A 25,214-nucleotide genomic window follows, 5' to 3' on the forward strand; every position below is an offset into this window, starting at 1 on the left:
ACTACTCCTCTACCACTGTTGCGACCTGGTACACCAGGCTGCCTTTATGTTCGGCAATGCGTCCATTGAAACAGGGGCGCTGGCCGATCAGGGCCGGCACCACCTCGGGTAAATCCAGCGAGAGCACATCTCCCACCTTGAGGCATTCGAGATCCGCCAGCGTCATGGACATCTGCCCCATGACTACCCGCAGCCGCACCGGCACCTGGATCAGCGCCTCTTCCAGTTGCGCCACCTGCACACGCTGACCTTCAGCGATACCGGGCGCCTCTTCGGGGGGCACCAGCCAGAACTGCCAATCGTGCTGGCTGCCACCGGCCAGCATACTGGCCTGCGCCTTCCAGAGCGGGCCTGCGGGCAGGGCCTCCCGGGAGATCAGATTCAGCTGCCAGGAGAGGTCTCCCTGACCCTGACAGGTCGACCAGATTTCCACCTGGTACTGGCACAGCCGCAGCAGCAGTCGCTGTTCGGTGTCGGTCAATCCCCTGCCATGGGGTGCCGTGGCCCCCTTGTGTTGCAGAGTGCCGCCGAAAAACAGCACGGCAAGCCGATAGATGACCGCAGGAGAGATGGAGAAAAAGGCGACACGCTGAGCATCCAGAGGAGTACGGGCTTCGACCCAGACCTGATGATCATCCTCCTCTTGCGGCAACGCAGAAGAAAAGTCCTGGTAACCCAGATCGCAATCCGCCGCATTGAACAACTGGGCCATGCAGCCCGACGCCTGCTGGGAAAAGACGCTCAGTTGGGTGTTGAGTTGCCTGAGACGGGCCTGATTGGCCCTCTCGACCCCCAGCAAGTCATATTGAGGCAGGGCTCTGCCCCGCTCGGCACAGATCAACCGGGAAGGGGTGTGCATTACGCCGCTTGATGACATTACAAATCCACCTTTGCCATTTTCATCTCGTCCTGCTGCATGGAGACATGCCGGCTCCATGATCGATACCGATAGCCCAGACGACACAGAGCGACCGAAAGGGGCGAGAACTTTATTACAAAACCCCAAAAGGCGCCACGCGACCGCGTGACCAGCCGAAAATAAAAATCCCGGCACCAAAAGGTGCCGGGATTTCGAGGTAATCACTTACCAGAAAGAGGTCGGAGTCGGCCTGTAAGCCGGGTTCTGTACCGGGTTGCCCCGGGTAGCAATCATTCCTCTAGGCCAGCAATCGCTCGCTGGCTCAAGCAACCTACCCGCCCCCAACGCGGGCCGCGCCAATAGGGGCCTATTTGGTCTTGCTTCGGGTGGAGTTTACCGTGCCACGAACTGTTGCCAGTCGCGCGGTGCGCTCTTACCGCACCCTTTCACCCTTACCTGATCCCTTGCGGGCCATCGGCGGTCTGCTCTCTGTTGCACTGGTCGTAGGCTCGCGCCCCCCAGGCGTTACCTGGCACCCTGCCCTGTGAAGCCCGGACTTTCCTCCCCTCCGCCCGTCTGTCCCGAGGGACACAACGACGAAGCGGCGATTGCCCAGCCAACTCCGAGGCGCGGATTATAGCCTCGCGAGACGGACGGGGTAAACCGTCAATTCCGGTTTACGGCAATTAATAGTGCTCAAGACCGTATTTGTAGAGGGCGTTCTTCTTCACCCCGTGGATCTCGGCGGTGAGGGCTGCAGCCTTCTTGAGGGGCAGCTCGCTGACCAGCAGGCCCAGGGTGCGGATCGCCTCCGCAGGCAACTCGTCATCCACCTTGCTGGCACCGGCGACCACCAGCACGATCTCCCCGCGGCAACGGTTATCGTCCTCTCCGAGCCAGGCCAGCATCTCGGAGGCGGGCAGACCGTGGATGGACTCGAAGGTCTTGGTCAGCTCGCGGCACACCACCACCTGGCGCTCGCCAAGGATGCGAGCAATCGCTTCCACGGTATCCTGCACCCGGCGCGGCGATTCGTAGAACACCAGAGAGCGGGTGTCTTCGATGACGGCTTGCAGGCGATCATCCCGCCCCTTGGCCTTGGCCGGCAGGAAACCCTCGAAGGCGAAGCGGTCGGTGGGCAGGCCGGCGGCGGACAGCGCCGTGATGGCGGCGCAGGGACCGGGCAGCGGCACCACCTTGACCCCGGCTTCGCGACAACGGGTGACCAGGTGATAACCGGGGTCGCTGATGAGCGGCGTCCCCGCATCGGAGACCAGGGCCACGCTCTTGCCCTCCTTGATGCGGGCGATCAGCACATCCGCCTTTTGCTGCTCGTTGTGATCGTGCAGGGCAAAGGTCGATACCGAGATCTGGTAGTGGCTGAGCAGGATCCCGGTATGCCGGGTATCCTCGGCGGCCACCAGATCGACGCTGCGCAGCACGTCCAGTGCTCGCTGGGTGATGTCGGCCAGATTGCCGATCGGAGTGGGGACTATATACAGGGTTGGGATGTCACTCATGGGAGCTCCGAGTGTCCCGACAATTGTGTCGCCATATTGGCCCGTTTACACTATGGAGAATTTCAACACTGGTCGGGGAATGAACTTGAACCGGGTTATAAAGCAGCTAAGTGTATCACGACTCTTCGGCATCCTACTCGCGGCAGTCCTGCTCGCCGCCTGTGCGTCGGAGCCCAATCAATCTTCCGGACAACCCGGCATGCCGTCAGCCTTCTCGGATCTGACCAAGAATGCCCAGTGGTATCTGGAGCAGGTGGATCCCGCCAAACCGGCAGAGGCCTTCGTGTGGCAGATGATGGCGGCGCGCAGCTATCTGGCGCTCGGCCAGGCCAAACCGGCTGCCGCCCTGTATCAGCAGTTGCAGAAGCAGGCGAAGAGCCCGGAGCAGCAGGCGCAGTTGCAACTGCTGCAGGCACACCTGCTGCTCGCCCAGGGCAACGCCAACCAGGCGCTGATCCTGCTGGAAGGCAAGCCGGATGTGGTGCTGGATGCCGATACCCAGAAGGACTGGTACCGCCAGCGCGTGGTGCTGCAGCTCGACATCAACAACAAGTTTGGTGCGGCCAAGTCGCTGATCCTGCTGGAACCTTATCTGGCCAAGAATGAGCTGGCCACCAATCACCAGCAGATCTGGTCGCTGCTGAAAAGCATGACCCCCTCCACCCTGCAGGCGCTCGAAGAGGAGCCAGCTCCCGATGTGACCACCGGCTGGCTGCGTCTTGCTGCGCTGGTGAACGAATTCGGGGCACAGCCGAGCCAGCTGGCCCGCCAGCTTGCCGGCTGGAAGCAGAGCTTCCCTAACCACCCTGCCCAGAGCGACATGCCGGCCGGCCTTGGGGATCTCGCTACTACGGACAACGGTTCGCTGCAGCAGATCGCCGTCTTCCTGCCGCTCTCAGGCAACCTGGAAGCCCAGGGCGCCGCCATCCGCAACGGCATGTTGATGTCCTACAAAGAAAATCAGAGCCAGTTCACCCTGAACTTCTATGATACCCAGGGCAAGGCGATGGGGGACCTCTACAAGCAGGCCATTCAGGAAGGGGCCAACATGATCATCGGCCCCCTGCTCAAGGATCAGGTGGAGGAGCTGCTCAAGTCGAGTCCGACCGTGCCGGTGCTGGCGCTCAACGAGCTGGACAAGCCGATCGTCAACGACAATACCTTCTATTTCTCGCTCTCCGCCGCTGCCGATGCGAGCCAGGCGGCCCAGTACCTCTATGGTCAGGGCTACCGCAAGCCGCTGCTGATCGCGGCACAAGGCCGGATTGGCTACAGCAGTATCAAGGCGTTTGAACAGGCCTGGGCCGGCGTCAGCCAGGAGAAGCCCGTGGTTGCCACCTTCGGGGCGCGCAACGAAGTGCAGGGCATGGTCAAGAACGCTCTGAGCGGCCGTTCCACCGCACGAGCCGGGGAGATTGTCCAGTTGTCCGATGCCGCGCCGCGCAGCATCGACGCCGTCTATGTGGTGGCCAACAGCCTGGAGACCCGGATGATCAAGCCCTATGTGGACATCTCGGTCAACCCCATGGGCAGCCTGCCCATCTACAGCAGCTCTCGGGGATACGACGGCGGGACGACCGAGGTAGCATCCGAGCTCAACGGCATGCATATCTCCGACATGCCGCTGCTGCTGGGTGGCTTCGAGACGCAGCGTGAACAGATTGCCCTGCTCTGGCCCCAGACCCAGGGCGACCTGCTGCGCCTGTTCGCCCTCGGCTACGATGCCGTCAGCCTGGCAGGCAACCTGCCGCAAATGCGCAAGGTCAATGCCATGCAGCAACCCGGCATGAGTGGCCAGCTGAGCGTGGATCCCCAGGGCAACATAGTGCGCATGCTGGACTGGGCCACCTACCAGAATGGCAAGCTGGTCAGCGACAGCGCCGCCCCCCAGCTGGAGGATGCGACTCATGAAGAGGCTACTGACACAACTTTACCAGCAGTGGTTGAACCTGTTGCCGTCGGCAGCGACGAGCAAGGGACAACACTTTGAGCAAATAGCGGAACGCTGGTTGCAGGCCCGCGGCCTGCAACCCGTGACCCGCAACTACCGCTGCCGTGGCGGCGAGATCGATCTCATCATGCGCCAGGGGGAGACCCTGGTGTTCGTTGAAGTGAGATATCGTGCCCACGCCACCCATGGCGGTGCAGCCAGCTCGGTCACCCGGCGCAAGCAGCACAAGATCGTGCTGGCCGCGCGCCACTATTTCAAGCAACATGCCATCAATGAGGCCAACCAGGCCTGTCGATTCGATGTGATCGCGTTCGAGGGCGACCAGCCGGACTGGATCCAGAACGCGTTTTAAGAGGACCCCATGACTGATCCCATCAAAGAGAATTACACCGAGAGCATCCAGACCAAGATAGCTGCCGCCGAAGCACTGCCGGATGCCATCCATACGGCAGCCCAGATGCTGACCATCTGCCTGCTCAATGGCCACAAGGTGATGGCATGTGGCAATGGTCCTTCCTCGGCATTGGCACAGCTGTTCATTTCCGAACTGGTGAACTGCTATGAAACGCCTCGCCCCTCCCTGCCCGGTCTCGCCCTGACGCCCGACATGGCGACCATCAGCGCCATCGCCACGGATCACGGTTTCGAAGAGGTCTATGCCAAACAGATACGTGCTCTGGGACAACCAGGCGACATCCTGGTGGTCATCACCACGACAGGCAACAGCCGCAGCCTGATCAAGGCTGCGGAGGCCGCCCTCTCCCGCGACATGACCATCATTGTTCTCGGTGGCGGAGACGGGGGAGAGATCGCCGGTCTGCTGGGCCCCAATGACGTGGAGATCCGCGTTCCTTCCGCTCGCCGTCCTCGTATTCTGGAAGTGAACCTGTTGACCCTGCACTGTCTCTGTGATCTCATCGACCAGACACTTTTCCCGCAACAGGAAGACTGAAACCATGAAGAAGCCTATTCTCGCTCTTGCCCTGCTGACCGGCGCTCTGCTGCTGCAAGGCTGTGCTGCCGTGGTGGTCGGTGGCGCGGCTGGCACCGCCAAGGCGAGCGGCGATCGCCGCACCCTGGGTGCCCAGTGGGACGATCAGACCATAGAGCTGAAAGCCGCCAACCTGTTGGCCGACAACAAGCCCCTGAGCGCCGCCAGCAAGATCAGTGTCTACAGCAACAACGGCCGTGTGCTGCTGGTGGGTCAGACACCCTCTGACGCTTACAAACAGGAAGCGGGTAGAATCGTGAGCCGGATTGAAGGGGTTCGCCATGTCTACAACGAACTGCGCCTTGGCAAACCAGTCAGTATCGGCGTGCGCAGCAATGACACCTGGATCACCTCCAAGGTGCGGGCCGACATGCTGGGCACCAAGAACTTCGACAGCGCCAAGGTGAAGGTTGTCACCGAGAATGGCGAGGTATTCCTCATTGGGCTGGTCACCCGCCAGGAAGGGGATCAGGCCGTGGAAATCGCTCGCCACGTCAGCGGCGTTAAACAGGTGATCAAAGCCTTCGAGTTTGCCCAGAATTGACCATCTGGCAGGATGAAAAAACGCAGCCTTCAGGCTGCGTTTTTTATTTGATGACTTTCAGGGTCGGACGACCGCTCGGGCGCGGTGGTTCCGGCTCGGGGTCAACCGACGTGGGTGTCTGTGCCTGTTCCAGCCAGAGGTCATACCCGGGCTCCGGCGGGAACAGGGTCCCCACTCCGTTCTCCCTGGCATGGATGGCCAGTACGGCCGCCATGGGGATATAGACCTGCTGCGATACGCCACCGAAACGGGCGCTGAAGCTGACAGCGTCATTGTCCATGTGGAACTGGCCCACGGCCCGGGGGGCGATGTTCAGAACAATCTGGCCATCCTGCACGAACTGCATCGGTACCATCACATGGGGAATATTGGCATTGACCACCAGATGGGGAGTCAGATCGTTATCCAGCAACCAGTCAAAAAACGCCCGCAGCAGATACGGGCGACTGGGTGTCATTGTCGGTTCCATGCTCATACGCCGGCACGGATCTCGCGCTCGGCCTCGGTCAGGGAAGCCTGGAAGGATTCACGCTCGAACAGGCGAACCATGTAAGCCTTCAGCTCTTTGGCGCCACGGCCGGTGAAATCGATGCCCAGGCTCGGCAGACGCCACAGCAACGGCGCCATGTAGCAGTCGACCAGACCGAACTCTTCGCTCATGAAGTAGGGCATCTCGCCGAAGATGGGGGCGATGGCCAGCAGGTTGTCGCGCAACTCGGCACGGGCGGCTTCGGTATCGGTGCCCGCCATGATCTTGTCGGCCAGAGAGTACCAGTCCAGCTCGATGCGGTGCATCATCAGACGGCTGTTGCCGCGCGCGACCGGATAAACCGGCATCAGGGGCGGATGCGGGAAACGCTCGTCCAGATACTCCATGATGATGCGCGAGGTGTACAACGCCAGCTCGCGATCCACCAGAGTCGGTACAGTGTTGTACGGGTTCAGCTCGGCCAGCTCATCCGGCAGGTTGGCAGGATCAACCTGGCAGATATCCACGCTAACACCCTTCTCCGCCAGGACAATACGCACCTGATGGCTGAACATATCGTTGGCACCGGAAAACAGCGTCATTACCGAACGCTTATTGGCAGCTACAGCCATTGAACCCTCCCGTCATTAAAAAGCAGAAACGGCAATGAAGCATGTCTGTCTTCATTGCCGTGCGTCATATTACTCCGATCTGGTCGCTTAGTGAACGTCGCGCCAGAATTCCTTCTTCAACAGCACAGTGAAGATGAAGAAGATAGCGATGAATCCGAGTACCCAGAAGCCCATGCGTTCGCGCTCCTGCTGCACCGGCTCAGCCGAGTAGACCAAGAAGTTTACCAGATCCAGTACCGTCTGATCATATTCTTCGTTGTTCATTTCACCGTTGCCGTCAGATTTGATGCTGACGACTTGCTGCATCTCCACGCCATCCAGGGTGTGCGTCTCGAACTCGGCGCGGGGCGTCCCCTGCAACGGCTCCAGCACATGGGGCATACCCACGGACGGGAAGACGGCGTTGTTCACCCCGAATGGACGGGTCTCGTCCACGTAGAAGGAACGCAGATAGGTGTAGATCCAGTCTGCACCACGCACCCGGGCAACCAGGGTCAGATCGGGGGGCGGCGCGCCGAACCAGCGAGCAGCATCCTTCTCGGACATGGCGCTCTTCATCAGATCGCCGATCTTGGCGCCGGTGAAGACCAGGTTCTCCTTCATCAGATCGTCCGGAATGCCGATATCGGCCGCCACCCGGTTATAACGCTGGTACTGGGTGGAGTGACAGCCGGCACAGTAGTTCATGAAGGTGGCGGCCCCCCGTTGCAGGGATGCCTTGTCACTCAGATCGTACTCCGCCTTGTCGAGGGGGAAGCCACCGCCAGAGGCCAACACCAGACCAGGCAGCAGGGCCAGCACTGCAAAAATTATTCTTTTCATTTGAATGTCACCCTCTCCGGCAGCGGCTTGGTGTTCTCATTCTTGCTGTAGAAGAACAACAGGACGAAGAATCCGAAATAACCCAGAGTACAGAGCTGTGCAATCAGCGTCAGGGTCGGGGTTGATGGCAGCACGCCCAGCACCCCCAGAATAATGAAGCAGACCACGAACTGGGCGATGTTCAGCTTGTGCAGGGTGCTGCGGTAACGCACCGAGCGCACCTTGCAACGATCCAGCCAGGGCAACAGGAACAGCACCACGATGGAGAGGCCCATCATGATGACCCCCAGCAGCTTGTCAGGCACCGCACGCAGGATGGCGTAGAAGGGGGTGAAGTACCAGACAGGAGCGATATGCGCCGGTGTCTTCAGGCCATTGGCCACCTCAAAGTTCGGTTTCTCGAGGAAATAGCCCCACATGTCCGGCTTGAAGAAGATGATGGCACAGAAAAAGAACAGAAAACCGGCTACCCCGATCATGTCCTTCACGGTGAAATAGGGGTGGAACGCGACCGCATCCAGTGGCCAGCCGTTCTCGTCCTTGTGCTTCTTGATGTCGATGCCATCGGGGTTGTTGGAGCCCACCTCGTGCAGCGCCAGGATATGCATGGCCACCAGCATCACCAGCACCAGCGGCAGAGCGATGACGTGCAGCGCAAAGAAGCGGTTCAGGGTCGCACCCGAGATGACATAATCCCCCCGGATCCACAGGGTCAGATCGTCACCGATAACGGGGATGGCACCGAACAGCGAGATGATGACCTGGGCCCCCCAGAACGACATCTGTCCCCAGGGCAGCAGGTAACCCATGAAGGCCTCGGCCATCAGCACCAGGAAGATCAGCATGCCGAAGATCCACAGCAGTTCCCGTGGCTTCTGGTAAGAGCCGTAGATCATGCCGCGGAACATGTGCAGGTAAACCACGATGAAGAAGGCGGATGCCCCGGTGGAGTGCATATAACGCAGCAGCCAGCCATAATCCACATCCCGCATGATGTATTCCACGGAAGCGAAGGCACCTTCCGCCGAAGGGTTGTAGTTCATGGTCAGCCAGATGCCGGTGATGATCTGGTTGACCAGCACCAACATGGCAAGCGAGCCGAAGAAGTACCAGAAGTTCAGGTTCTTGGGCGCCGGATACTTGGCCATATGGTCGTTGTACATGGCCGTGAGCGGGAAACGATCATCGATCCAGCCCATGAGTTTGGCAAACATGGTCAGGCCTCCTTGCCATCGGCACCAACCAGAATGGTGGTGTCGCTAAGAAATTGGTATGGCGGAATGACCAGGTTCAGCGGTGCGGGGACGCCCTGGAACACTCGACCAGCCATGTCGAATTTGGAGCCATGGCAGGGGCAGAAGAAGCCGGAAGTTACCCCTTGAACCTGCTCGCCGAAGCTGTCGGGCAAATAGGAAGGGGAGCATCCCAGATGAGTGCAGATGCCAACGGCCACGAAGATTTCCGGTTTGATGGATCTGTAGCCATTGTGGGCATAGTCCGGTTGCTGTGGCTCGTCTGACGCAGGATCCCGCAGCTTGTCATCATGTGCAGCCAGAGCATCCAGCGTCTGCTTGGTGCGCTTCACCACCCAGACCGGTTTACCACGCCACTCGACGCGGATTAGCTGACCCGGCTCCAGCTTGCTGATATCCACTTCAACCGGGGCGCCTGCCGCCTTGGCTTTGGCACTCGGATTCCATGACTTAATAAACGGCACTGCGGTAAAAGCAGCTCCTACACCGCCAACGGCAACCGTTGACCAGGTAAGAAATCTGCGGCGACCGGTATCAACTGGCGCATTGCTCATCCAAAAACTCTCCCATGTGGACTCCGCTCATTCTTATAGTGTCCCTGTTTACTTCTCCTCTCCCTCTGACAACTGCGATGGAAGCGGAGTGGCAATTGACACAGAAAGACCATGGAAATTTTAAAGAAAAGATAACAATTTGACAAGAAAGGGAGTCGATGGGCAAAAACAATAAATACACAATTTTTTGTCTTTTGTGACGTATGCTTAGCATTGTCACATGTGACATTACCAATAAAAAAAGCCTGGCAAATTGCCAGGCTTTTTTGACACTCCTGAGAGTGCGTACCAAAAGCGAATTAACGCTTGGAGTACTGCGGACGCTTACGCGCTTTGTGCAGACCGACTTTCTTACGCTCAACCTTACGGGCATCACGAGTAACAAAGCCAGCTTTACGCAGTTCGGAACGCAGGGTCTCGTCGTACTGCATCAGAGCACGAGTGATACCGTGGCGGATCGCACCAGCTTGACCGGAGATGCCACCACCGTTAACGGTGATGTACAGATCCAGTTTCTCGGTCATCTCGACCAGTTCCAGCGGCTGACGAACTACCATGCGGGCAGTCGGACGGCCGAAGTATTGCTCCAGGGAGCGCTGGTTGATTACGATTTTACCGCTACCCGCTTTGATGAATACGCGAGCAGTGGAGCTTTTGCGACGGCCGGTACCGTAGTATTGATTTTCTGCCATGTTGCCAGTTCCCGTTAGATATCCAGTACTTGAGGTTGCTGAGCAGCATGAGCGTGCTCTGCGCCTGCGTAAACTTTCAGCTTACGGAACATGGCACGGCCCAGCGGACCCTTCGGCAGCATGCCCTTGACGGCAGCTTCGATTACCATTTCCGGCTTACGCTGAATCAGCTTGTCGAAGCTGATGGACTTGATACCACCCGGGAAACCGGAGTGAGCGTGGTACATTTTGTCGGTAAATTTCTTACCGGTTACGTGTACCTTCTCAGCGTTTACAACGATGATGTAGTCACCGGTGTCAACGTGCGGAGTGTACTCGGCTTTGTGCTTACCACGCAGACGAGCAGCGATCTCGGTTGCGATACGACCCAGAGTTTTACCTTCTGCGTCCACAATGTACCAGTCACGTTTTACGGTTTCTGGCTTGGCAACGAAAGTTTTCATTAAGTTAAACCCAATTACCTGTTACAGACCCAATTGCTTATGGGGGCTCTCCCACAAACAACAAACGATGGCCTACCTGTACCCCTTCGAATACAAGTAAAGCTTAAAGTGTTGCTGTCTTATCGACAGCTGTAACGTGGGCCGGGCGATTATAAGTGAAGTTGCCTTAAATATCACCTGCTAATTTCACTGCCATGAAGCTAGCAAATGTCGCCCGGCCCTACCTGCCGCAGATGCCCATCCGACTGGCAGGCGCGGTATTGTGACTAAGGAAGGTGCACTCTGGCAAGGTATTCGTGCGATTGCATCTCCTGAAGCCGTGAAAGGCAACGCTTGAATTCGAAATTCAGCAGGCCTTCGCCATAGAGCCCGGTCATGGGGACCGCCGCCGATATGATGAGCTTTACATGCCGCTCATAAAACTCGTCCACCATGGCGATGAAGCGGCGGGCCGCGTCATCCGTGCCGCTGCCCATGGGTTGCACATTGGCCAGCAGGACAGTGTGGAACTCACGGGCCAGTTCGATGTAGTCGCCCTGGGAGCGTGGAGTACAGCACAGCTGTTCAAACTCCATATAAAGCACCCCTTCCCCTACGCCCAGCGCACTCAGTTGGCGATGGTTGACTTCCAGTGCGGCGGCAGTCACCTGCCCAATCCCGGTCAACTGGCTGAAATAACGATCCAGGTTGCTCCTGGCCTGCTCATCCAGCGGGAAGTGATAGATCTCTGCCTGTTCAAGGGTTCGCAGCCGGTAATCGACACCGCCATCGACATTGATCACCTCGCAGTGACGCTCGATAAGCGCGATGGCAGGCAGGAAGCGAGCACGCTGCAACCCGTTGCGGTAGAGATCCTGAGGGGGAATGTTGGATGTGGCCACCAGCACCACGCCATGGCCAAAGAGTTCCAGGAACAGAGTGCCGAGCAGCATGGCATCCGTGATATCCGAGACGAAAAACTCGTCGAAGCAGATGACGTCGGTCTCGTCGGCCAGCTTGCGGGCGATCAGCTTGAGCGGATCGGACTGACCGGTCAGCCCTCTGAGCTCGTCGTGCACACGGTGCATGAAACGGTGGAAGTGGATGCGCAGTTTGCGCTCCCCCGGCAGGCTCTCAAAAAAAGTATCCATCAGCCAGGTCTTGCCTCTGCCCACACCGCCCCACATATATAACCCCTGGACGGGGTCACGGGTTTTCGGCTTTTGCAGCCAACCCAGCAGGCCACGGGATCTGGTCGGAGTCGGGCTTGCGCACAGATCCTGATAGAGTCGCTCCAGGCGGGCGACTGCCATGGCCTGGGCCGGATCGGCCACAAAGCCGGGGCGCTGCAAATCCTGCTGATATTTTTGCTGCGGGGTCATCCTGTAAACCGCCTCCAAGTCCCTGAATGAGGGACAAAATGGTATCACGCTCTCAGGGGGCACGGTATAGTGCCAACGAGGCGTTGCGGTCCATCCGACCGCTTCAAATTCATCGTGTTAGCTGTAACAAGGAGCTTCTATGACTCTGTTTAACGGGATCCTGCTGGCGATCGCCGCCCTGATCATCGGCGTGCTGATCGGCCGCTTCTCTGTCCGTAGCCGGGATGCCGGACGCCTGGAACAGGAGCTGAAAAAAGCCCACAAGGAGCTGGAAAGCTACCAGGGGCAGATCACCACCCACTTCGCCGACAGCGCCGCCCTGATGGAGCAACTGGCCGAACAGTACCAGACCCTTTATCGCCACATGGCGGAACAGAGCAAGTTCCTGGCCAAGGTACAGGAACCACTGTTCCGCGAACCCGAAGTGGAAGAAACAGGCGATGCCGCCAACAGCGAGGAGCCGGGCCTTCCTCCCCGCGATTACGCCGGTGCGTCCGGCCTGCTCAAGCAACCGGGCTGATCATCAGTTGAACTAATTACGCTTTATCGTGGTCAGACCTTGACGATTGCACTGCAACTTTTTCTGGGAGCTGTTTCTCATATGCGTAAATCTCTTTCTGTATTCAGTGTCTTAGCCCTCAGTGTCGGTATCGCCATGTCCTCAGCACCGGCGCAGGCCGCACTGCCCCTGATGGCGAACAACCAGGAGATGCCGAGCCTGGCCCCCGTCCTCGAGCAGGTGACCCCTGCCGTGGTCAACATCTCCGTCTCTGGCAAGAAGATCACCCGCCAGCGCCTGCCGGAACAATTCCGCTTCTTCTTCGGCCCCAACATGCCTGACGAGCAGGTGAGCGAGCAGCCCTTCCAGGCGCTTGGTTCCGGCGTCATCATCAATGCCAAGAAAGGCTACGTGATCACCAACGCCCACGTGGTCCACGAGGCGGACGAGATCAAGGTCAACCTGAAAGATGGCCGTGAGTATGCGGCCAAGAAAATAGGGGAAGACAAACAGTCGGATATCGCCCTGCTGCAAATCAAGGCCGAGGATCTGGTGCAGATCAAGTTCGCCGACTCCGACGAGCTGAGAGTCGGTGACTACGCGCTGGCCATCGGCAACCCGTTCGGCCTGGGCCAGACCGTCACCTCCGGCATTGTCAGCGCCCTGGGTCGCAGCGGCCTCAACATCGAAAATCTGGAGAACTTCATCCAGACCGATGCGGCCATCAACTCCGGCAACTCGGGCGGCGCCCTGCTCAACCTGCGCGGGGAGCTGATCGGCATCAACACCGCCATCCTGGGCCCGAACGGCGGCAACATCGGCATCGGCTTTGCCATCCCGTCCAACATGGTGCGCGATCTCTCCGAGCAGATCGTGAAATACGGCGAAGTACGCCGTGGCCAGCTGGGGATCACCGGCACCGAGCTCACCAGCGAAATCGCCAAGACCTTCGGCTACAACAAGAAGGACGGTGCCTTCGTCAACCAGGTCATGCCTGACTCCGCCGCCGCCAAGGCAGGCATCAAGGCAGGTGACATCATCATCAGCATCGATGGCAAGCCCATCCGCTCCTTCGGCGAGCTGCGTGCCAAAATCGCCACCATGGGGGCCGACAAGCAGGTCTCGCTCGGCCTCATTCGTGACGGCAAGGAGCAGAGCGTCAAGGTCACCCTGAAGAAAGCGGATGACAGCGAGATCCTGGCCAGCGCCCTGCATCCGGCACTGGAAGGGGCCAAGCTGAGCACCATCACGGACCCCGTGACCGGCGTGGCCGTCTCCGACATCGATCCCCGCTCACCGGCAGCCGCCTCCGGCCTGCAGAAGGGTGACATCATCATCGGAGTCAACCGCCAGCGCATCAACTCCATGGGAGAACTGACCAAGGTGTTGAAAAACAAGCCGGAAGTCCTGGCGCTGAACATCCAGCGCGGTGACTCCTCGCTCTATTTGGTGATCCGTTAAGCCCCTCACACCCGCGGCAACCGCCGCGGGTGATTTTTATCCATCGATAATGTTATTCTCTGCCCGCAGCCTGCACGGACGAGAAAGACATGAAAATCCCACCTCTGATCAGCTACTTGGGCAAGTCCGTCGGCTTTGGCCTCGCCATGGCTGCGCTTTTGTTGCTGGTGTTCCCCAATTTTCGTGGCGGCCCCCCCCTGCCAGGCCTCATCACCAATGCCCGCGAGCTGAGCTTCTCCTACGCGGCCCATCGTGCCGGCCCTGCCGTCGTCAACATCTACACCCGCAGCTTCGCCGGCAATCGCGGTGAAAAAGCCGAACTCAGACCCCAGGGGCTGGGCTCCGGCGTCATCATGAACCAGCGCGGTCACGTGCTCACCAACTATCACGTCATCGCCGATGCGGACCAGATCATCGTCGCCCTGCAAGATGGCCGGGTGTTCAGTGCAGAGCTGGTCGGCACCGACAAACTGACCGATCTGGCGGTGCTCTACATCGAATCGGACAACCTGCCGGTGATCCCGCAGGACCCGGATCGTCTGCCGGACGTGGGAGACGTGGTGCTCGCCATCGGCAACCCCTACAACGTCGGCCAGACCATCACCCAGGGCATCATCAGCGCCACCGGGCGTATCGGCCTCTCCAGCATGGGGCCGGACAGCAACGGCCGGCAGGATCTGCTGCAGACCGATGCCGCCATCAACGAGGGCAACTCCGGAGGCGCCCTGGTCAATGGCCGTGGCGATCTGGTGGGTATCAATACCGCCGCCTACCACCTCAACGGCAATCAGGAGAGCTACGGCATCAGTTTTGCCATCCCCTACAAGCTGGCCAAGCGCATCATGGACGAGCTGATCGCCAACGGTCGGGTCATCCGCGGCTACCTCGGCATCTCCAGCGTCGAGATCAATCCCATCGTCGCGCGCATGCTGAACCTGGGGGACTTGCAGGGGTTGGTGGTGGAGAGCCTGGATCCCAATGGCCCAGCCACCAAGGCCGGTCTCAAACGTGGGGATGTGCTGCTCAAGATCAACGGAGAGGCCATCACCGGCGTGCGTCCCGTCATGGACAAGATCGTCGAGAGCCGCCCGGGCACCAAGCTCACCATCTCGGTGATCCGCAACGGCAAGCCGCTGGACGTCGATGTCATCATCGAAGAGGACCTGCGCTACCAGAATCAGCCCCTGCCGACCAGCAGTGCGGCACCCGCCACCTGAGAGGCGGATCCTCGCAGGGCCCGACAGGGCCCTTTTTCGTGCCCGCTTTCCTCCGGCCCCGCTTGTGCGTGAGACAGCTCACATATTGCGCCAATAAACGATCGGGCGAAGGCGACGTCAAAACGCGCCACCGATCACACTCCCTTGCCGCCAGTCCGCTCCTTTCCTCTTCTTGATCGCCAAAAGGGCTTCTTTTGATGCCTTTCCCTCCGGATTTCCACTTCGAATCGGAAAAAACCTGCCTCCTCCCGCACTCTCCTCCGCTTTATGGTGATCCCATCCTTTCTGCCAGCCTGGAGAGCAGACCTTGAACACCGACACCCATGACGCCCCCCTGACCCCGGACAGCCCGGCACTGCTGCGCAAGACCGACCTGACCCTGGCCCGCATTCACAACCTGCTGGCGGATCAGGGCATATGCCCCAACGACGTGCAGCAACAGATGCTGGCCTCCCACGTCAAGGCCATGGTGTGGCGCTCCTACAGCGGGGAATCCCTGCCGGAGGTCGACCTCAGCCTGTTCGAGGAGATCTCCCCCCTCTCCCTGCGCCTGGCAGAGCAGGTCGTCGCCTGGCTCGACCGCCTCGCCTACGAGGAGGCGCACCTCTTGTCCGTCCATTTTGAAGTGGCCAAAGAAAACGAACTCAGTTCAGTAAAAGAAGAACGCTAAATGACTGCCATCAAACTCGTGATTGGAGATCGTCTCGGCAAGGGTCAGAAAGTGGGGGCAGGCGCAGAAGCCGCCGGCGCCACCGTGACCGTCATCCCCGGCATGGCCGCCGACATGAAGCTCGGTGATGTGATGAACAAGGAGCAGGCCGACCTTGGCATCTCCTTCTGCGGCAGCGGTGGCGCGGGCGCCATCACGGCCCAGACCAAGTACGGCTACAAGTGCCGCTACGGCATGCGATCCATCGAAGAGGGTGTCACCGCCATCAACGAGGGGTGCGTGGTACTGGGCTTCGGCTTCATGGACAAGGAAGAGCTGGGCCAGAAGCTGATCGAAGCCTTCGCCAAGAAACACGGACGCGCCTGATGAAAGAGCACTTCACCACCCGGATCACGGTCAACGGCAAGGGGGCGACTCGCCAGCAGGCGTTCGCCGCCGCCCTCAGCCAGGTGCAACCCAGCCTGCTCAAGGAGAGCCCCAAGGTGATGCTGCGCATCGAACCCCTCGAGGTCGAGGTGATCGAGGCCGAGGAGTCGGTACGGGTGGAGAAGTTCCTGTTCTTCTTCCTGCCACGCCAGCGCCACGAGTTCCGGGTCCGGCTGGCGATCACCGTCAAGGTCACCAGCCTGGATGTCGACAAGGTGGATTTCACCCGGGCCTGACCCCACAACCAAAAGGACAAGTTGGATGTTTCTAATCATTTTGATGAAGTCACTCATCATCGGCGGCCTGGTAGGCGTCGGGGTGGGGGCTGGCGCGGCGCGGATGTTCCACGCCCCGACCGTGCAGGGGATGGGCGCGTTCCGTACCCTGGGCGAGCTCAACTCCTGCGAAGGGGACCCCGCCTCCCACTTCTCGTTCGGTCTGGGCTTCTTCTTCAACGCCTGGGCCTCCACGGTCGCGGCCGGCGCCTTCACCCAGGACGTGGATCACCGCATCCTGCCGAACTGGGGTGCAGCGGCCCTGATGATCAAGAACCGGGATCTCGCCACCACCCTCCATGATCCCAAAAAGATGGCCATCGCCTGCGGCATCATTGGTGCCATCGTGGTCGCCTTCCTCAACAGCACGGCCGCCGCCGTACCTGCCGCCCTGCAGGTGACCGCGGTCAAGGTGCTGGTGCCCGCCGCCAACCTGCTGGTCAACACCGTCATGCCGGTGATCTTCTGGCTGGCCGCCATCGAGGCAGGCAAGAAGTCCGGCTTCTGGGCCACCATCTTCGGCGGTCTGGCCCAGCTCATCATGGGCAACGCGGTACCAGGTCTGGTGCTTGGCATCCTGATCGGCAAGGGGGTGGAAGAGAGCGGCTGGAACCACGTCACCAAGGTGATGATGAGTGCCATCGTCCTGCTGTTCGTGCTGAGCGGCTTCTTCCGCGGCTTTGACATGAAACTCATTGAATCCTTCCACCTGGGCGTTCCCCTGTGGCTGGAAAACGTCCATAACCTCATGAGCGGCAAATAAGGAAGCACACCATGGATGAGAAACTGAGAAACAACTTCTGGTATGCCGACTGGTCCTTCCCCATCTTTGTCGGTCTGCTCTCTTCCGGCGTCTTCGCCGGTACCCACATGTTCTACCTCTACGGGGTCGGCGCCTTCAACGAGGTGGCCTTCGTTGCCATGCTCAAGGCCGGTATGGACACGGGGGCCTATGGTGCAGTCGCCGCCTTCGGTGCCAGCTTCCTGTTCGCCCGCATCATCGAGGGCTCCCTGGTGGGCATCCTCGACATCGGCGGCGCCATCCAGACCGGAGTCGGCCTCGGGGTGCCCGCCCTGCTGCTGGGGGCCGGCATCATCTATCCGGTGGAAAACTTCACCGCTTCCCTGATCACCGGTATGGGGATTGGGATGGCCATCGGCTACGTGATCATCCTGGCGCGCAAGTTCACCATCAACCAGAGCAACTCCACCTACGGCGCAGACGTCATGATGGGGGCTGGCAACAGCTCGGGCCGCTTCCTCGGTCCCCTCATCATCCTCTCCGCCATGGGCGCCTCCATTCCCATCGGGATAGGCTCCCTGCTGGGTGCGTTGCTGTTCTACATCTGGGAAAAGCCCATCACGGGCGGCGCCATCCTGGGGGCCATGCTGTTCGGGACCTTCTTCCCCATCGCCCTAGCTTAATCCAAGGCCGTCTCTTGGACGGCATTCAAGAACCTGTTTGCGCTCTGTCGCGAGAGGTCGTCAGCAAGGTGAAGAGCAGCGCAGGGGCCGGAGCGTATGGATAGACGTGAGAACTCCTGGTTACAAATACGCGAGCAGCACATGAGCCTTGGAAGCGCCCTCGCAGTAAGAGCGCAAGCAGGTTACAAGAGGGATATCAGCATGTACGACATGATCATCAGGGCGGGACGCCTGGGAAGCGGGCAGCTCGTCGACGTCGCCATCAAGCATGGCAAGATAGCGGCGCTGGGTTCGCTGCCAGAAAGCTCGGAGGCGAAGCAAACCCTCACTCTGGGCGGGCAGGTCCATGTGAGCGCCGGCTGGATTGACGGCCACACCCACTGCTACCCCGACTCCCCCCTCTATCACGATGAGCCGGACAAGGTGGGCGTGGAATCCGGCGTCACCACCGTCATCGACGCCGGCAGTACCGGGGCCGACGACGTGGACGACTTCCAGCGTCTCGCCGCCGGCTGCAAGACCCGGGTGCACGCCCTGCTCAACATCTCCCGCATCGGCCTGCTGCGCCAGAACGAGCTGGCGGATCCGGCAGACATCGATCCCGCCCTCGCCCAGGCGGCCATCCGGCGCCATCCCGGCTTCATCGTCGGCATCAAGGCGCGCATGAGCGGCAGCGTGGTGGGTGAAAGCGGTCTGCAACCCCTGCGCATGGCCAAGCAGATCCAGCAGGCCAATGGCAACCTGCCACTGATGGTGCACGTGGGCAACACGCCGCCGGATCTGGACGAGATCGTCGCCCTGCTGGGGAAGGGCGATCTGCTGACCCACTGCTTCAACGGCAAGCCCAACCGCATCCTGACCCCGGCGGGTGAACTGCGCCAGGCGGTACGCGAAGCGATGCGGCGGGGACTCTTGCTCGACATCGGCCACGGCGGCGCCAGCTTCAGCTTCGAAGTGGCGGAGCTGGCCATTGCCCAGGGCATCCTGCCCCACACCATCAGTTCAGACATCTACTGCAAGAACCGCATCAAGGGGCCCGTCTACAGCCTTGCCCACGTGATGTCGAAGTTCTTCGCCATCGGCATGACCCTGGAGCAGGTGCTCGCCTGCGTCACTCACCAGGCCGCCGATGCCCTGCGCCTGCCCGGCAAGGGGCGACTCGAGGTTGGCGCCGATGCAGACATCACCCTGTTCGAGGTGAGCTGCGGCCCCACTCTCTTTACCGATACCGAGGCCGGCGCCCGCAACGGTGACCGGCAACTGCTCCCTCTCGCCGCCCTGGTGGGCGGCGAACTGGTTCTGACTCACTACGGGAAATCACACCATGCCTTCTGTGTATGAGAAATACCGGCTCAAACCGGTGATCAACGCCTCCGGGCGCATGACCATCCTCGGCGTATCCACCCCCGAGCAAGAGGTGGTCGATGCGGTCAACTTCGGCCTCGGCCACTACTTCGAGGTGAAGGATCTGGTCAACAAGACCGGCGCCTACCTGGCCGATCTGCTGGGCGTTGAAGATGCGGTGGTGGTCTCCTGCGCCAGCGCCGGCATCGCCCAGTCGGTGGCCGCCGTGATAGTGCGCGGCGACCCCTATCGCCTCGAGCAGTTGCATGCTCATGCCCACGACGTGCCGAGCGACATCGTGCTGCCCAAGGGCCACAACGTGAACTTTGGTGCCCCCGTCGGCACCATGGTCAACCTGGGGGGCGGCAGGGTGGTGGAGGCAGGCTACGCCAACGAGTGCTCATCCGCCCAGCTGGCCGCCGCCATCAATGCCAATACTGCCGCCATCTTCTACATCAAGTCCCACCACTGCGTGCAGAAGAGCATTCTGTCGGTGGCCGAGGCGGCCGAGGTGGCCAAGGCCCACGGGATCCCGCTCATCGTCGATGCAGCGGCCGAAGAGGATCTGCGTCTCTACTACAACCAGGGTGCGGATCTGGTCATCTACAGCGGCGCCAAGGCCATCGAAGGGCCCACCAGCGGCCTGGTGCTCGGCAGACGTCAGTATGTGGAGTGGGTCAAGCAGCAGGCTGGCGGCATAGGCCGTGCCATGAAGGTGGGCAAGGAGGGGATCCTCGGCCTGACCCACGCCATCGAGCGCTACCTGGCCAAAGAGAAGGAGAGCGGCACCGCCATGGTCGCCAAGATGACCCCCTTCATCGAGCGCCTCAACCAGCTGCCCGGCGTCACCGCCAAGGTGGTGTGGGACAGCGCGGGGCGCGACATCGCCCGCACCGACATCGCCTTTGACCACCAGCAGATCGGCATGACCACGGTGGAAGTGGTCTCCCGTCTGCAACAGGGTACCCCCGCCATCTACTGCCGCGGCTACAAGGCCAACGAGGGGCACATCGAGGTAGACGTGCGCAGCGTCACCCTGCCCCAGCTCGACCAGATCCACTCCGCCATTGCCCACCTCGTTCAGGAGAACAACTGATGTCTCTTACCCCCAATTACTACCGCGATCGGGTCTGCCTCAACGTGCTGGCAGGTTCCAAAGAGAATGCCGTCGACATTTATGAGGCTGCCGAGGGTCATGTGCTGGTCGGCGTGCTCTCCAAGAACTACCCGGACATTCCCTCTGCCGTCGCCGACATGCAGGCCTACGCCAAGCTTATCGATAACGCCCTCTCCATCGGGCTGGGAGCCGGTGATCCGCGCCAGTCCGCCATGGTGGCCGAGCTGGCCCGCCAGCTGCAGCCCCAGCACGTCAATCAGGTGTTCACCGGGGTCGGGGCAAGCCGGGCGCTGCTCGGTCAAGCTGACACCCTCGTCAATGGCCTTGTCTCCCCCACCGGCACCCCCGGCATGGTGAAGATCTCCACCGGCCCCCTCAGTAGTCAGCAGCCCGATGGCATCGTCCCCATCGATACCGCCATTGCCCTGCTCAAGGACATGGGCGGCAGCTCGGTCAAGTTCTTCCCCATGGGGGGACTCGCCTGCCGCGCCGAGTATCAGGCAGTGGCCGAGGCCTGTGCCCGCCACGGTTTCTGGCTGGAGCCCACCGGCGGTATCGATCTTGAGAACTTCGAGGAGATAGTGCGGATCGCGCTGGAGGCAGGAGTCGAGAAGGTGATCCCCCATGTCTACAGCTCCATCATCGACAGCGAGAGCGGCCAGACCCGGCCGGAGGATGTGCGTACCCTCCTCGCCATGGTGAAGGCACTGCTGGCATAGCAACCCCACAGGCACCGGTCCGATCACTGGGCGGTGCCTGGCTTGTTAATGACACCCTTGTTAACATCGGCCCACCATCCGCGACAGGAGTCCCCACCCCCTCATGACCAAGCTGCCCCACCCCAGACTCCAGCAACTGCTCGCCCTGCTTCACGCCGAGCCCCTGCCACAGGAGGAGCTGGCCCGCCGTCTCAATGTTTCCACCCGCACGGTGCGTACCGACGTGGCGACCCTGAACGAGCTCATCGCCACCCGGGGCGCCCACCTGATCCATCAGCGGGGCAGCGGTTACCAGCTCAAGATCTACAATCAGGGGCTGTTCGATGCGCTGCTGGCCGCCCAGGGGCAGGAGAGCCCCCTGCCTCGCACCAGCCGCGAGCGGGTGCTGCACCTCCAGGTCTTGCTGCTGACGGCGGAACAGGGGATCAAGCTCGACGAGCTGGCGGACACCTGGTATCTGAGCCGGGCGGCTTTGCAAGGGGACATGACGGAGGTGCGGGAGCGGCTCGCCCACTTCGGGCTCACCATCGACAGCAAACCCAGGGTGGGGATGCGCATTGCGGGAAGCGAGATGGCGATCCGCGCCTGCCTCACCCAACTGCTCTGCCAGGAGCTGCTGCACCAGCATCCGCTCCAGAGCCTGTTGCCCACCCTCTGCCCCAGCAAGACGCTGGAGGTAGTGGGCAACCACATTCACGAGCAACTCGGTCGCCATCAGCTACGCCTGGCCGACGAGAGCCTGCAGCAAGTCACCGTCTACTGTGCCGTCGCCCTGCTTCGCCAGGCGTCTGGCCACGAGTTGCGCCAGTTTGCCAGCGACGACATCACCCCGCCCCTGGCAGTGGTGGCCCGCGACATCTATGCCGAGCTGCCGACCCTGACTTCACCGGTGCAGGAAGAGATCGCCTGTCTCGCCATCCAGATCCAGGCTCGCCTCACTGCAGAGACGCCCCTGCTCAGCCCGGCCATGGCGGCCGAGAGCGAGCAACTGACTGCACACCTGCTGGGTTACATCCACCAGCACTACCCCTATGACCTGCGCGGCGACCCGCAATTGCGAGCCGACCTGCAGACCCACATCGGCGCCATGCTGCTGCGGGTCAAATACCAGATTGGCAGCCACAATCCCCTGGCGGATCACATCAAGCAGTATTACCCCCTCGCCTACGACATCACCCTGGCGGCCATCTCTGAGTGGATCAGGCAGACCCCCTACCGATTGACCCACCACGAGATCGGCTACCTGGTGATCCACATCGGGGTCGGCCTGGAGCGCCACTACGACATCGGTTACACCCGGCGCCCCCAGGCGCTGCTGCTGTGCGATGCGGGCAACGCCACCTTCCGGGTGCTGGAAGCACGCATCCGGCGGGAATACCCCCAACTGCAGCTGACCACGCTGGAGTCGGTGCGGGACTATGAAGGACTGGTGCGAGTCGAGCAGGATTTCGTCATCAGCACCCTCAAGGTGAGCGAGAAGAATGCTCCCGTGGTGCAGGTCTCCCCCTTCCCGACCCAATACCAGCTGGAGCAGCTCGGCAAGCTGGTGCTGGTCGATCGCACCCGTCCCTATCTGCTCGACAAGTATTTCGATGCCGACCACTTCATGGTGCTTGATGAACCCATCAGCCAGGGGGTGCTGTTTGATCGCATCTGCAGTCAGCTTGAGGCGAAGGATCTGGTGCAGAGCGGATTCCGGGGATCCTTGCAGGAGCGGGAGCGGATCGTCTCCACCCTGCTGGGGGACGGCATCGCTCTGCCCCACTCCCTCGGCCTGCTGGCGCGCCGCACCCTGGTCTATACCGTGCTGGCCCCCCAGGGGATCGACTGGGGCAACGGCGAGAGCGCTACCCTCATCTTCGTGCTGGCCATCGCCAAGGCGGATTATGAGGAAGCCATGGGACTTTATGATCTGTTTCTGGCACTGATGAACGAAAAAGCCAGCAGAAGTCTGCTGGCTTGTCGAGATTTTGCCGCTTTCAAGGCGCTGGCTCGCAGCGCACCTTGAGCACGCCGAGGCGTATTACTCCTCATTGAAGCCCGAGGTGAACAGCGCCACCACGGCGGCCAGGGCCTCCACCTCTTCGGGGCCCTCCACCTGCACCTCCACCTGTTTGCCCTGGGCGGAGTCCAACATCAGCAGGCCGATCACGCTGTCCGCGTCGGCCTCGACCCCCTCCTCGTTGCGCAGCAGCACGTGGGCATCGAACCCCTGCACCAGCTCGAACAGCATCATGGCCGGTCGGGCGTGAATGCCTAACTTGTTTTTGACTTCTACCGAGGCGGAAACGGTCATCTGAGCATCCTGTGGATCTGTCAGGCGGGGTTTGAACGCTTGTCCAACGTGCGATGGCGGATCTGCACGTTCTTGCCAAGCAACCGGAATGCGCTGGCCAGCCGCTCGGCGATGAACACCGAGCGGTGTTGTCCGCCGGTACAGCCAATCCCGACGGTCACATAGCTGCGATTGTTGCGCTCCAGGTGGGGCAACCAGGTCCCCAGCATATTCTCGATCTGCTGGATGAACAGCATGACATCCGGCTGGCTGGAGAGGTAGTTGGCCACGGGCTCATCCTTGCCGGTGAAGGGCTTGAGCTCCGGGATCCAGTGCGGGTTGGGCAGGAAACGGGCGTCGAACACGAAGTCCGCATCCTTGGGAATGCCGTACTTGAAACCGAATGACTCGAACACCAGCACCAGCTCGTTCTCTTTCTTGCCGAGCACCCGGGTTTTGATGAGCTCGCTGAGATCGTGGATGCTGAGGTTGGTGGTGTCGATGCGCAGGTCGGCGGTCGAGGAGAGCGGTGCCAGCAGGTGGGTCTCTTCCCGGATCGCCTCGTCCAGCGAAAGCTTGTTGCGGGACAGAGGATGCAGACGACGGCTCTCACCGTAGCGTTTGAGCAGTGTCGCGTTGTCCGCATCGAAGAAGAAGCTCGAAAACTTGACTCGCCCCTCGTTGCGCACCTGGCTCAGCAGGTTCTCCAGCCTGTCTGCCTGGGCAGGCAGGTTGCGCACGTCGATGCTGACAGCCAGCTTGTCATACTGGCTCTCCACCGACACGATCAACTGGGGCAGCAGGTTGACCGGCAGGTTGTCCACGCAGTAGTACCCGAGATCCTCGAGCACCCTCAGGGCCACCGTCTTGCCGGAGCCCGAACGACCGCTTACTACTATTAACTGCATCTTGTCCCCTCACGCCAACGTGGCTGTGTCAGACCCGGCCTCAGGCCGACGTCATGATCTGATAGAGTTCTTCGTCGCTGGTCGCCTGGCGCAGCTGGCGGCAGACGGCCTTGTCACCCAGTTTGGATGCCATCAGGGAAAGAGTCTTGAGGTGCTGCTTGCACTCGCTTTCCGGCACCAGCAATGCAAAGAGCAGGTCAACCGGTTGATTGTCGATAGAATCGAAAGGGATGGGCTCGGAGAAGGTCATCAACACGGCGGTCGGCGCGAAGGCGTCGTCAATCCGGCCGTGGGGGATGGCGATACCGGCTCCGATCCCGGTACTACCCATCTTTTCTCGCGCCAGCAGGCTTTCAAACAGGACCTGGCGGGAAGCGCCAAGGCGCTCTGCGGCCAGTTCACTGATGATCTCGAGCGCGCGTTTCTTGCTGGTACAAGGGACCGCACTCTTGGTGCAGTCCCGACTCAGTATGTGTTCAAGTTGCATAGTTATTTTTGATTTAACTTATCTTTGTGCTTGATGATCTGCCGATCCAGTTTATCCAGCAGGGTATCAATCGCCGCATACATGTCGGCATGCTGCGAATTGGCGAACACCTCTCCCCCGCTGACATGCAGCTTGGCTTCGGCGATCTGGTTCAGTTTTTCGACGCTCAACACCACGTGTACGTTGTTGATATGGTCAAAGTGACGCTCGAGTTTGGCAAATTTGTTGTTCACATAATCACGCAGAGCTTCGGTAATCTCGACATGGTGTCCGGTCAGGTTAATTTGCATAACGTCTTCC

At 60.6% G+C, this 25,214-nt stretch carries 30 protein-coding genes and 1 other RNA gene; 16 read left to right on the plus strand and 15 right to left on the minus strand.

The annotated features are described in order from the left end of the window. Position 1: 1 nt before the first annotated feature. From lfiM to rsmI, 3 genes are all read right to left on the minus strand, one after another. The gene (gene lfiM, locus H7R73_RS20605) at positions 2–877 is read right to left on the minus strand and encodes a lateral flagellar motor switch protein LfiM (RefSeq protein ID WP_182951399.1); all 876 of its coding nucleotides are present in this window, start codon (positions 875–877) and stop codon (positions 2–4) included. Between the two features lie 219 nt (positions 878–1,096). After that, an RNA gene (gene rnpB / locus H7R73_RS20610) (RNase P RNA component class A) lies at positions 1,097–1,483 on the minus strand. Positions 1,484–1,545: 62 nt separating this feature from the next. Then, positions 1,546–2,379: a 16S rRNA (cytidine(1402)-2'-O)-methyltransferase gene (gene rsmI, locus H7R73_RS20615; protein WP_039040488.1), complete on the minus strand. Its 834-nt coding sequence runs from the start codon at positions 2,377–2,379 to the stop codon at positions 1,546–1,548. 199 nt (positions 2,380–2,578) lie between these two features. Here rsmI and H7R73_RS20620 point away from each other — a divergent pair, with 199 nt between their 5' ends. Genes H7R73_RS20620 through dolP form a run of 4 tightly spaced genes read left to right on the plus strand, consistent with a single transcriptional unit; the run spans position 2,579 to position 5,865 of the window. Beyond that, positions 2,579–4,369 (plus strand): penicillin-binding protein activator, encoded by a 1,791-nt coding sequence (locus tag H7R73_RS20620; protein ID WP_232092717.1) that lies wholly within the window; start codon positions 2,579–2,581, stop codon positions 4,367–4,369. Beyond that, complete coding sequence (locus H7R73_RS20625; protein ID WP_103259454.1) at positions 4,287–4,682, plus strand: YraN family protein; 396 nt, start codon at positions 4,287–4,289, stop codon at positions 4,680–4,682. The genes H7R73_RS20620 and H7R73_RS20625 overlap by 83 nt, the downstream gene beginning before the upstream one ends. 9 nt (positions 4,683–4,691) lie before the next feature. Beyond that, on the plus strand, positions 4,692–5,282 hold the full coding sequence (locus tag H7R73_RS20630; protein ID WP_010675848.1) for a D-sedoheptulose-7-phosphate isomerase: 591 nt from the start codon (positions 4,692–4,694) through the stop codon (positions 5,280–5,282). A gap of 4 nt (positions 5,283–5,286) precedes the next feature. Beyond that, positions 5,287–5,865 (plus strand): division/outer membrane stress-associated lipid-binding lipoprotein, encoded by a 579-nt coding sequence (dolP, locus tag H7R73_RS20635; RefSeq protein WP_103259453.1) that lies wholly within the window; start codon positions 5,287–5,289, stop codon positions 5,863–5,865. Between the two features lie 43 nt (positions 5,866–5,908). Here dolP and H7R73_RS20640 read toward each other — a convergent pair whose 3' ends face one another. From H7R73_RS20640 to zapE, 8 genes are all read right to left on the minus strand, one after another. After that, positions 5,909–6,340: a ClpXP protease specificity-enhancing factor gene (locus H7R73_RS20640; protein WP_029314842.1), complete on the minus strand. Its 432-nt coding sequence runs from the start codon at positions 6,338–6,340 to the stop codon at positions 5,909–5,911. Further along, a complete protein-coding gene (gene sspA / locus H7R73_RS20645) occupies positions 6,337–6,966 on the minus strand; it encodes a stringent starvation protein SspA (protein ID WP_039040485.1) in 630 nt (209 codons plus the stop codon). Before sspA ends, H7R73_RS20640 begins: the two co-directional genes overlap by 4 nt. Positions 6,967–7,053: 87 nt before the next feature. Further along, positions 7,054–7,788 carry a cytochrome c1 gene (locus H7R73_RS20650; RefSeq protein ID WP_039040484.1) on the minus strand — a complete coding sequence of 245 codons (735 nt, stop codon included), beginning with the start codon at positions 7,786–7,788 and terminating at the stop codon, positions 7,054–7,056. Then, positions 7,785–9,002, minus strand: coding sequence for a cytochrome b (locus H7R73_RS20655; protein ID WP_010675853.1), 1,218 nt, complete (start codon positions 9,000–9,002; stop codon positions 7,785–7,787). Before H7R73_RS20655 ends, H7R73_RS20650 begins: the two co-directional genes overlap by 4 nt. Positions 9,003–9,004: 2 nt before the next feature. Then, on the minus strand, positions 9,005–9,595 hold the full coding sequence (gene petA / locus H7R73_RS20660) for a ubiquinol-cytochrome c reductase iron-sulfur subunit (RefSeq protein ID WP_010675854.1): 591 nt from the start codon (positions 9,593–9,595) through the stop codon (positions 9,005–9,007). A gap of 299 nt (positions 9,596–9,894) precedes the next feature. Further along, positions 9,895–10,287 (minus strand): 30S ribosomal protein S9, encoded by a 393-nt coding sequence (gene rpsI, locus H7R73_RS20665; protein WP_005336286.1) that lies wholly within the window; start codon positions 10,285–10,287, stop codon positions 9,895–9,897. 14 nt (positions 10,288–10,301) lie between these two features. Beyond that, the gene (gene rplM, locus H7R73_RS20670) at positions 10,302–10,730 is read right to left on the minus strand and encodes a 50S ribosomal protein L13 (RefSeq protein WP_005336289.1); all 429 of its coding nucleotides are present in this window, start codon (positions 10,728–10,730) and stop codon (positions 10,302–10,304) included. Between the two features lie 266 nt (positions 10,731–10,996). Then, positions 10,997–12,091 carry a cell division protein ZapE gene (gene zapE / locus H7R73_RS20675; RefSeq protein ID WP_182951400.1) on the minus strand — a complete coding sequence of 365 codons (1,095 nt, stop codon included), beginning with the start codon at positions 12,089–12,091 and terminating at the stop codon, positions 10,997–10,999. A 139-nt stretch (positions 12,092–12,230) separates the two neighbouring features. Between zapE and H7R73_RS20680 the strand changes: the two genes are divergently transcribed. The 12 genes from H7R73_RS20680 to H7R73_RS20735 all read left to right on the plus strand — a co-directional run bounded on the left by H7R73_RS20680 (position 12,231) and on the right by H7R73_RS20735 (position 23,252). Next, complete coding sequence (locus tag H7R73_RS20680) at positions 12,231–12,611, plus strand: YhcB family protein (RefSeq protein ID WP_010675856.1); 381 nt, start codon at positions 12,231–12,233, stop codon at positions 12,609–12,611. Between the two features lie 81 nt (positions 12,612–12,692). Beyond that, positions 12,693–14,051 (plus strand): Do family serine endopeptidase, encoded by a 1,359-nt coding sequence (locus tag H7R73_RS20685; RefSeq protein ID WP_103259451.1) that lies wholly within the window; start codon positions 12,693–12,695, stop codon positions 14,049–14,051. A gap of 89 nt (positions 14,052–14,140) precedes the next feature. Further along, entirely contained in the window at positions 14,141–15,268 is a 1,128-nt protein-coding gene (degS, locus tag H7R73_RS20690) for an outer membrane-stress sensor serine endopeptidase DegS (RefSeq protein WP_103259450.1), read from the plus strand. Positions 15,269–15,575: 307 nt separating this feature from the next. Further along, positions 15,576–15,938, plus strand: coding sequence for a transcriptional regulator (locus H7R73_RS20695; RefSeq protein ID WP_182951401.1), 363 nt, complete (start codon positions 15,576–15,578; stop codon positions 15,936–15,938). Next, positions 15,939–16,304: an SFCGS family glycine-rich protein gene (locus tag H7R73_RS20700; RefSeq protein ID WP_010675860.1), complete on the plus strand. Its 366-nt coding sequence runs from the start codon at positions 15,939–15,941 to the stop codon at positions 16,302–16,304. It begins immediately after the preceding gene. Beyond that, positions 16,304–16,600: a DUF4312 family protein gene (locus H7R73_RS20705; RefSeq protein WP_069785536.1), complete on the plus strand. Its 297-nt coding sequence runs from the start codon at positions 16,304–16,306 to the stop codon at positions 16,598–16,600. The genes H7R73_RS20700 and H7R73_RS20705 overlap by 1 nt, the downstream gene beginning before the upstream one ends. Positions 16,601–16,625: 25 nt before the next feature. Continuing rightward, a complete protein-coding gene (locus tag H7R73_RS20710; protein WP_010675862.1) occupies positions 16,626–17,402 on the plus strand; it encodes a DUF4311 domain-containing protein in 777 nt (258 codons plus the stop codon). An 11-nt stretch (positions 17,403–17,413) separates the two neighbouring features. Beyond that, a complete protein-coding gene (locus H7R73_RS20715) occupies positions 17,414–18,064 on the plus strand; it encodes a DUF4310 family protein (RefSeq protein ID WP_041214029.1) in 651 nt (216 codons plus the stop codon). A 201-nt stretch (positions 18,065–18,265) separates the two neighbouring features. Next, positions 18,266–19,405, plus strand: a complete 1,140-nt coding sequence (locus H7R73_RS20720) for an amidohydrolase/deacetylase family metallohydrolase (protein WP_103259448.1) — start codon at positions 18,266–18,268, stop codon at positions 19,403–19,405. Continuing rightward, positions 19,389–20,504, plus strand: coding sequence for a DgaE family pyridoxal phosphate-dependent ammonia lyase (locus H7R73_RS20725; RefSeq protein ID WP_103259447.1), 1,116 nt, complete (start codon positions 19,389–19,391; stop codon positions 20,502–20,504). Before H7R73_RS20720 ends, H7R73_RS20725 begins: the two co-directional genes overlap by 17 nt. Further along, positions 20,504–21,244, plus strand: a complete 741-nt coding sequence (gene dagF, locus H7R73_RS20730) for a 2-dehydro-3-deoxy-phosphogluconate aldolase (protein WP_103259446.1) — start codon at positions 20,504–20,506, stop codon at positions 21,242–21,244. The genes H7R73_RS20725 and dagF overlap by 1 nt, the downstream gene beginning before the upstream one ends. Positions 21,245–21,347: 103 nt before the next feature. Next, on the plus strand, positions 21,348–23,252 hold the full coding sequence (locus tag H7R73_RS20735; RefSeq protein ID WP_103259445.1) for a BglG family transcription antiterminator: 1,905 nt from the start codon (positions 21,348–21,350) through the stop codon (positions 23,250–23,252). Between the two features lie 15 nt (positions 23,253–23,267). On the opposite strand, the gene npr is transcribed toward H7R73_RS20735, so the two are convergent. The 4 genes from npr to hpf are packed head-to-tail and all read right to left on the minus strand — an operon-like array spanning position 23,268 to position 25,204. Beyond that, complete coding sequence (gene npr / locus H7R73_RS20740; RefSeq protein ID WP_010675868.1) at positions 23,268–23,540, minus strand: PTS phosphocarrier protein NPr; 273 nt, start codon at positions 23,538–23,540, stop codon at positions 23,268–23,270. A gap of 20 nt (positions 23,541–23,560) precedes the next feature. Then, positions 23,561–24,427 carry an RNase adapter RapZ gene (rapZ, locus tag H7R73_RS20745; protein ID WP_010675869.1) on the minus strand — a complete coding sequence of 289 codons (867 nt, stop codon included), beginning with the start codon at positions 24,425–24,427 and terminating at the stop codon, positions 23,561–23,563. A 40-nt stretch (positions 24,428–24,467) separates the two neighbouring features. Next, the gene (gene ptsN, locus H7R73_RS20750; protein WP_010675870.1) at positions 24,468–24,914 is read right to left on the minus strand and encodes a PTS IIA-like nitrogen regulatory protein PtsN; all 447 of its coding nucleotides are present in this window, start codon (positions 24,912–24,914) and stop codon (positions 24,468–24,470) included. Positions 24,915–24,916: 2 nt separating this feature from the next. Then, the gene (gene hpf, locus H7R73_RS20755; RefSeq protein WP_005305957.1) at positions 24,917–25,204 is read right to left on the minus strand and encodes a ribosome hibernation promoting factor; all 288 of its coding nucleotides are present in this window, start codon (positions 25,202–25,204) and stop codon (positions 24,917–24,919) included. Positions 25,205–25,214: the final 10 nt, after the last annotated feature.

Source organism: Aeromonas sp. WP2-W18-CRE-05, assembly GCF_014168615.1.
GTDB lineage: Bacteria > Pseudomonadota > Gammaproteobacteria > Enterobacterales > Aeromonadaceae > Aeromonas > Aeromonas caviae.

Coding starts and splice junctions, on each gene's coding strand:
- H7R73_RS20725 (WP_103259447.1), top strand. CDS start 19,389: ATGCCTTCTGTGTATGAGAAATACCGGCTCAAACCGGTGATCAACGCC.
- H7R73_RS20640 (WP_029314842.1), bottom strand. CDS start 6,340: ATGAGCATGGAACCGACAATGACACCCAGTCGCCCGTATCTGCTGCGG.
- H7R73_RS20720 (WP_103259448.1), top strand. CDS start 18,266: ATGTACGACATGATCATCAGGGCGGGACGCCTGGGAAGCGGGCAGCTC.
- rapZ (WP_010675869.1), bottom strand. CDS start 24,427: ATGCAGTTAATAGTAGTAAGCGGTCGTTCGGGCTCCGGCAAGACGGTG.
- petA (WP_010675854.1), bottom strand. CDS start 9,595: ATGAGCAATGCGCCAGTTGATACCGGTCGCCGCAGATTTCTTACCTGG.
- H7R73_RS20685 (WP_103259451.1), top strand. CDS start 12,693: ATGCGTAAATCTCTTTCTGTATTCAGTGTCTTAGCCCTCAGTGTCGGT.
- H7R73_RS20680 (WP_010675856.1), top strand. CDS start 12,231: ATGACTCTGTTTAACGGGATCCTGCTGGCGATCGCCGCCCTGATCATC.
- dolP (WP_103259453.1), top strand. CDS start 5,287: ATGAAGAAGCCTATTCTCGCTCTTGCCCTGCTGACCGGCGCTCTGCTG.
- H7R73_RS20710 (WP_010675862.1), top strand. CDS start 16,626: ATGTTTCTAATCATTTTGATGAAGTCACTCATCATCGGCGGCCTGGTA.
- npr (WP_010675868.1), bottom strand. CDS start 23,540: ATGACCGTTTCCGCCTCGGTAGAAGTCAAAAACAAGTTAGGCATTCAC.
- hpf (WP_005305957.1), bottom strand. CDS start 25,204: ATGCAAATTAACCTGACCGGACACCATGTCGAGATTACCGAAGCTCTG.
- sspA (WP_039040485.1), bottom strand. CDS start 6,966: ATGGCTGTAGCTGCCAATAAGCGTTCGGTAATGACGCTGTTTTCCGGT.
- H7R73_RS20700 (WP_010675860.1), top strand. CDS start 15,939: ATGACTGCCATCAAACTCGTGATTGGAGATCGTCTCGGCAAGGGTCAG.
- degS (WP_103259450.1), top strand. CDS start 14,141: ATGAAAATCCCACCTCTGATCAGCTACTTGGGCAAGTCCGTCGGCTTT.
- H7R73_RS20735 (WP_103259445.1), top strand. CDS start 21,348: ATGACCAAGCTGCCCCACCCCAGACTCCAGCAACTGCTCGCCCTGCTT.
- H7R73_RS20620 (WP_232092717.1), top strand. CDS start 2,579: ATGCCGTCAGCCTTCTCGGATCTGACCAAGAATGCCCAGTGGTATCTG.
- ptsN (WP_010675870.1), bottom strand. CDS start 24,914: ATGCAACTTGAACACATACTGAGTCGGGACTGCACCAAGAGTGCGGTC.
- H7R73_RS20625 (WP_103259454.1), top strand. CDS start 4,287: ATGAAGAGGCTACTGACACAACTTTACCAGCAGTGGTTGAACCTGTTG.
- dagF (WP_103259446.1), top strand. CDS start 20,504: ATGTCTCTTACCCCCAATTACTACCGCGATCGGGTCTGCCTCAACGTG.
- rplM (WP_005336289.1), bottom strand. CDS start 10,730: ATGAAAACTTTCGTTGCCAAGCCAGAAACCGTAAAACGTGACTGGTAC.
- H7R73_RS20650 (WP_039040484.1), bottom strand. CDS start 7,788: ATGAAAAGAATAATTTTTGCAGTGCTGGCCCTGCTGCCTGGTCTGGTG.
- H7R73_RS20715 (WP_041214029.1), top strand. CDS start 17,414: ATGGATGAGAAACTGAGAAACAACTTCTGGTATGCCGACTGGTCCTTC.
- rpsI (WP_005336286.1), bottom strand. CDS start 10,287: ATGGCAGAAAATCAATACTACGGTACCGGCCGTCGCAAAAGCTCCACT.
- H7R73_RS20705 (WP_069785536.1), top strand. CDS start 16,304: ATGAAAGAGCACTTCACCACCCGGATCACGGTCAACGGCAAGGGGGCG.
- H7R73_RS20630 (WP_010675848.1), top strand. CDS start 4,692: ATGACTGATCCCATCAAAGAGAATTACACCGAGAGCATCCAGACCAAG.
- rsmI (WP_039040488.1), bottom strand. CDS start 2,379: ATGAGTGACATCCCAACCCTGTATATAGTCCCCACTCCGATCGGCAAT.
- H7R73_RS20655 (WP_010675853.1), bottom strand. CDS start 9,002: ATGTTTGCCAAACTCATGGGCTGGATCGATGATCGTTTCCCGCTCACG.
- lfiM (WP_182951399.1), bottom strand. CDS start 877: ATGTCATCAAGCGGCGTAATGCACACCCCTTCCCGGTTGATCTGTGCC.
- zapE (WP_182951400.1), bottom strand. CDS start 12,091: ATGACCCCGCAGCAAAAATATCAGCAGGATTTGCAGCGCCCCGGCTTT.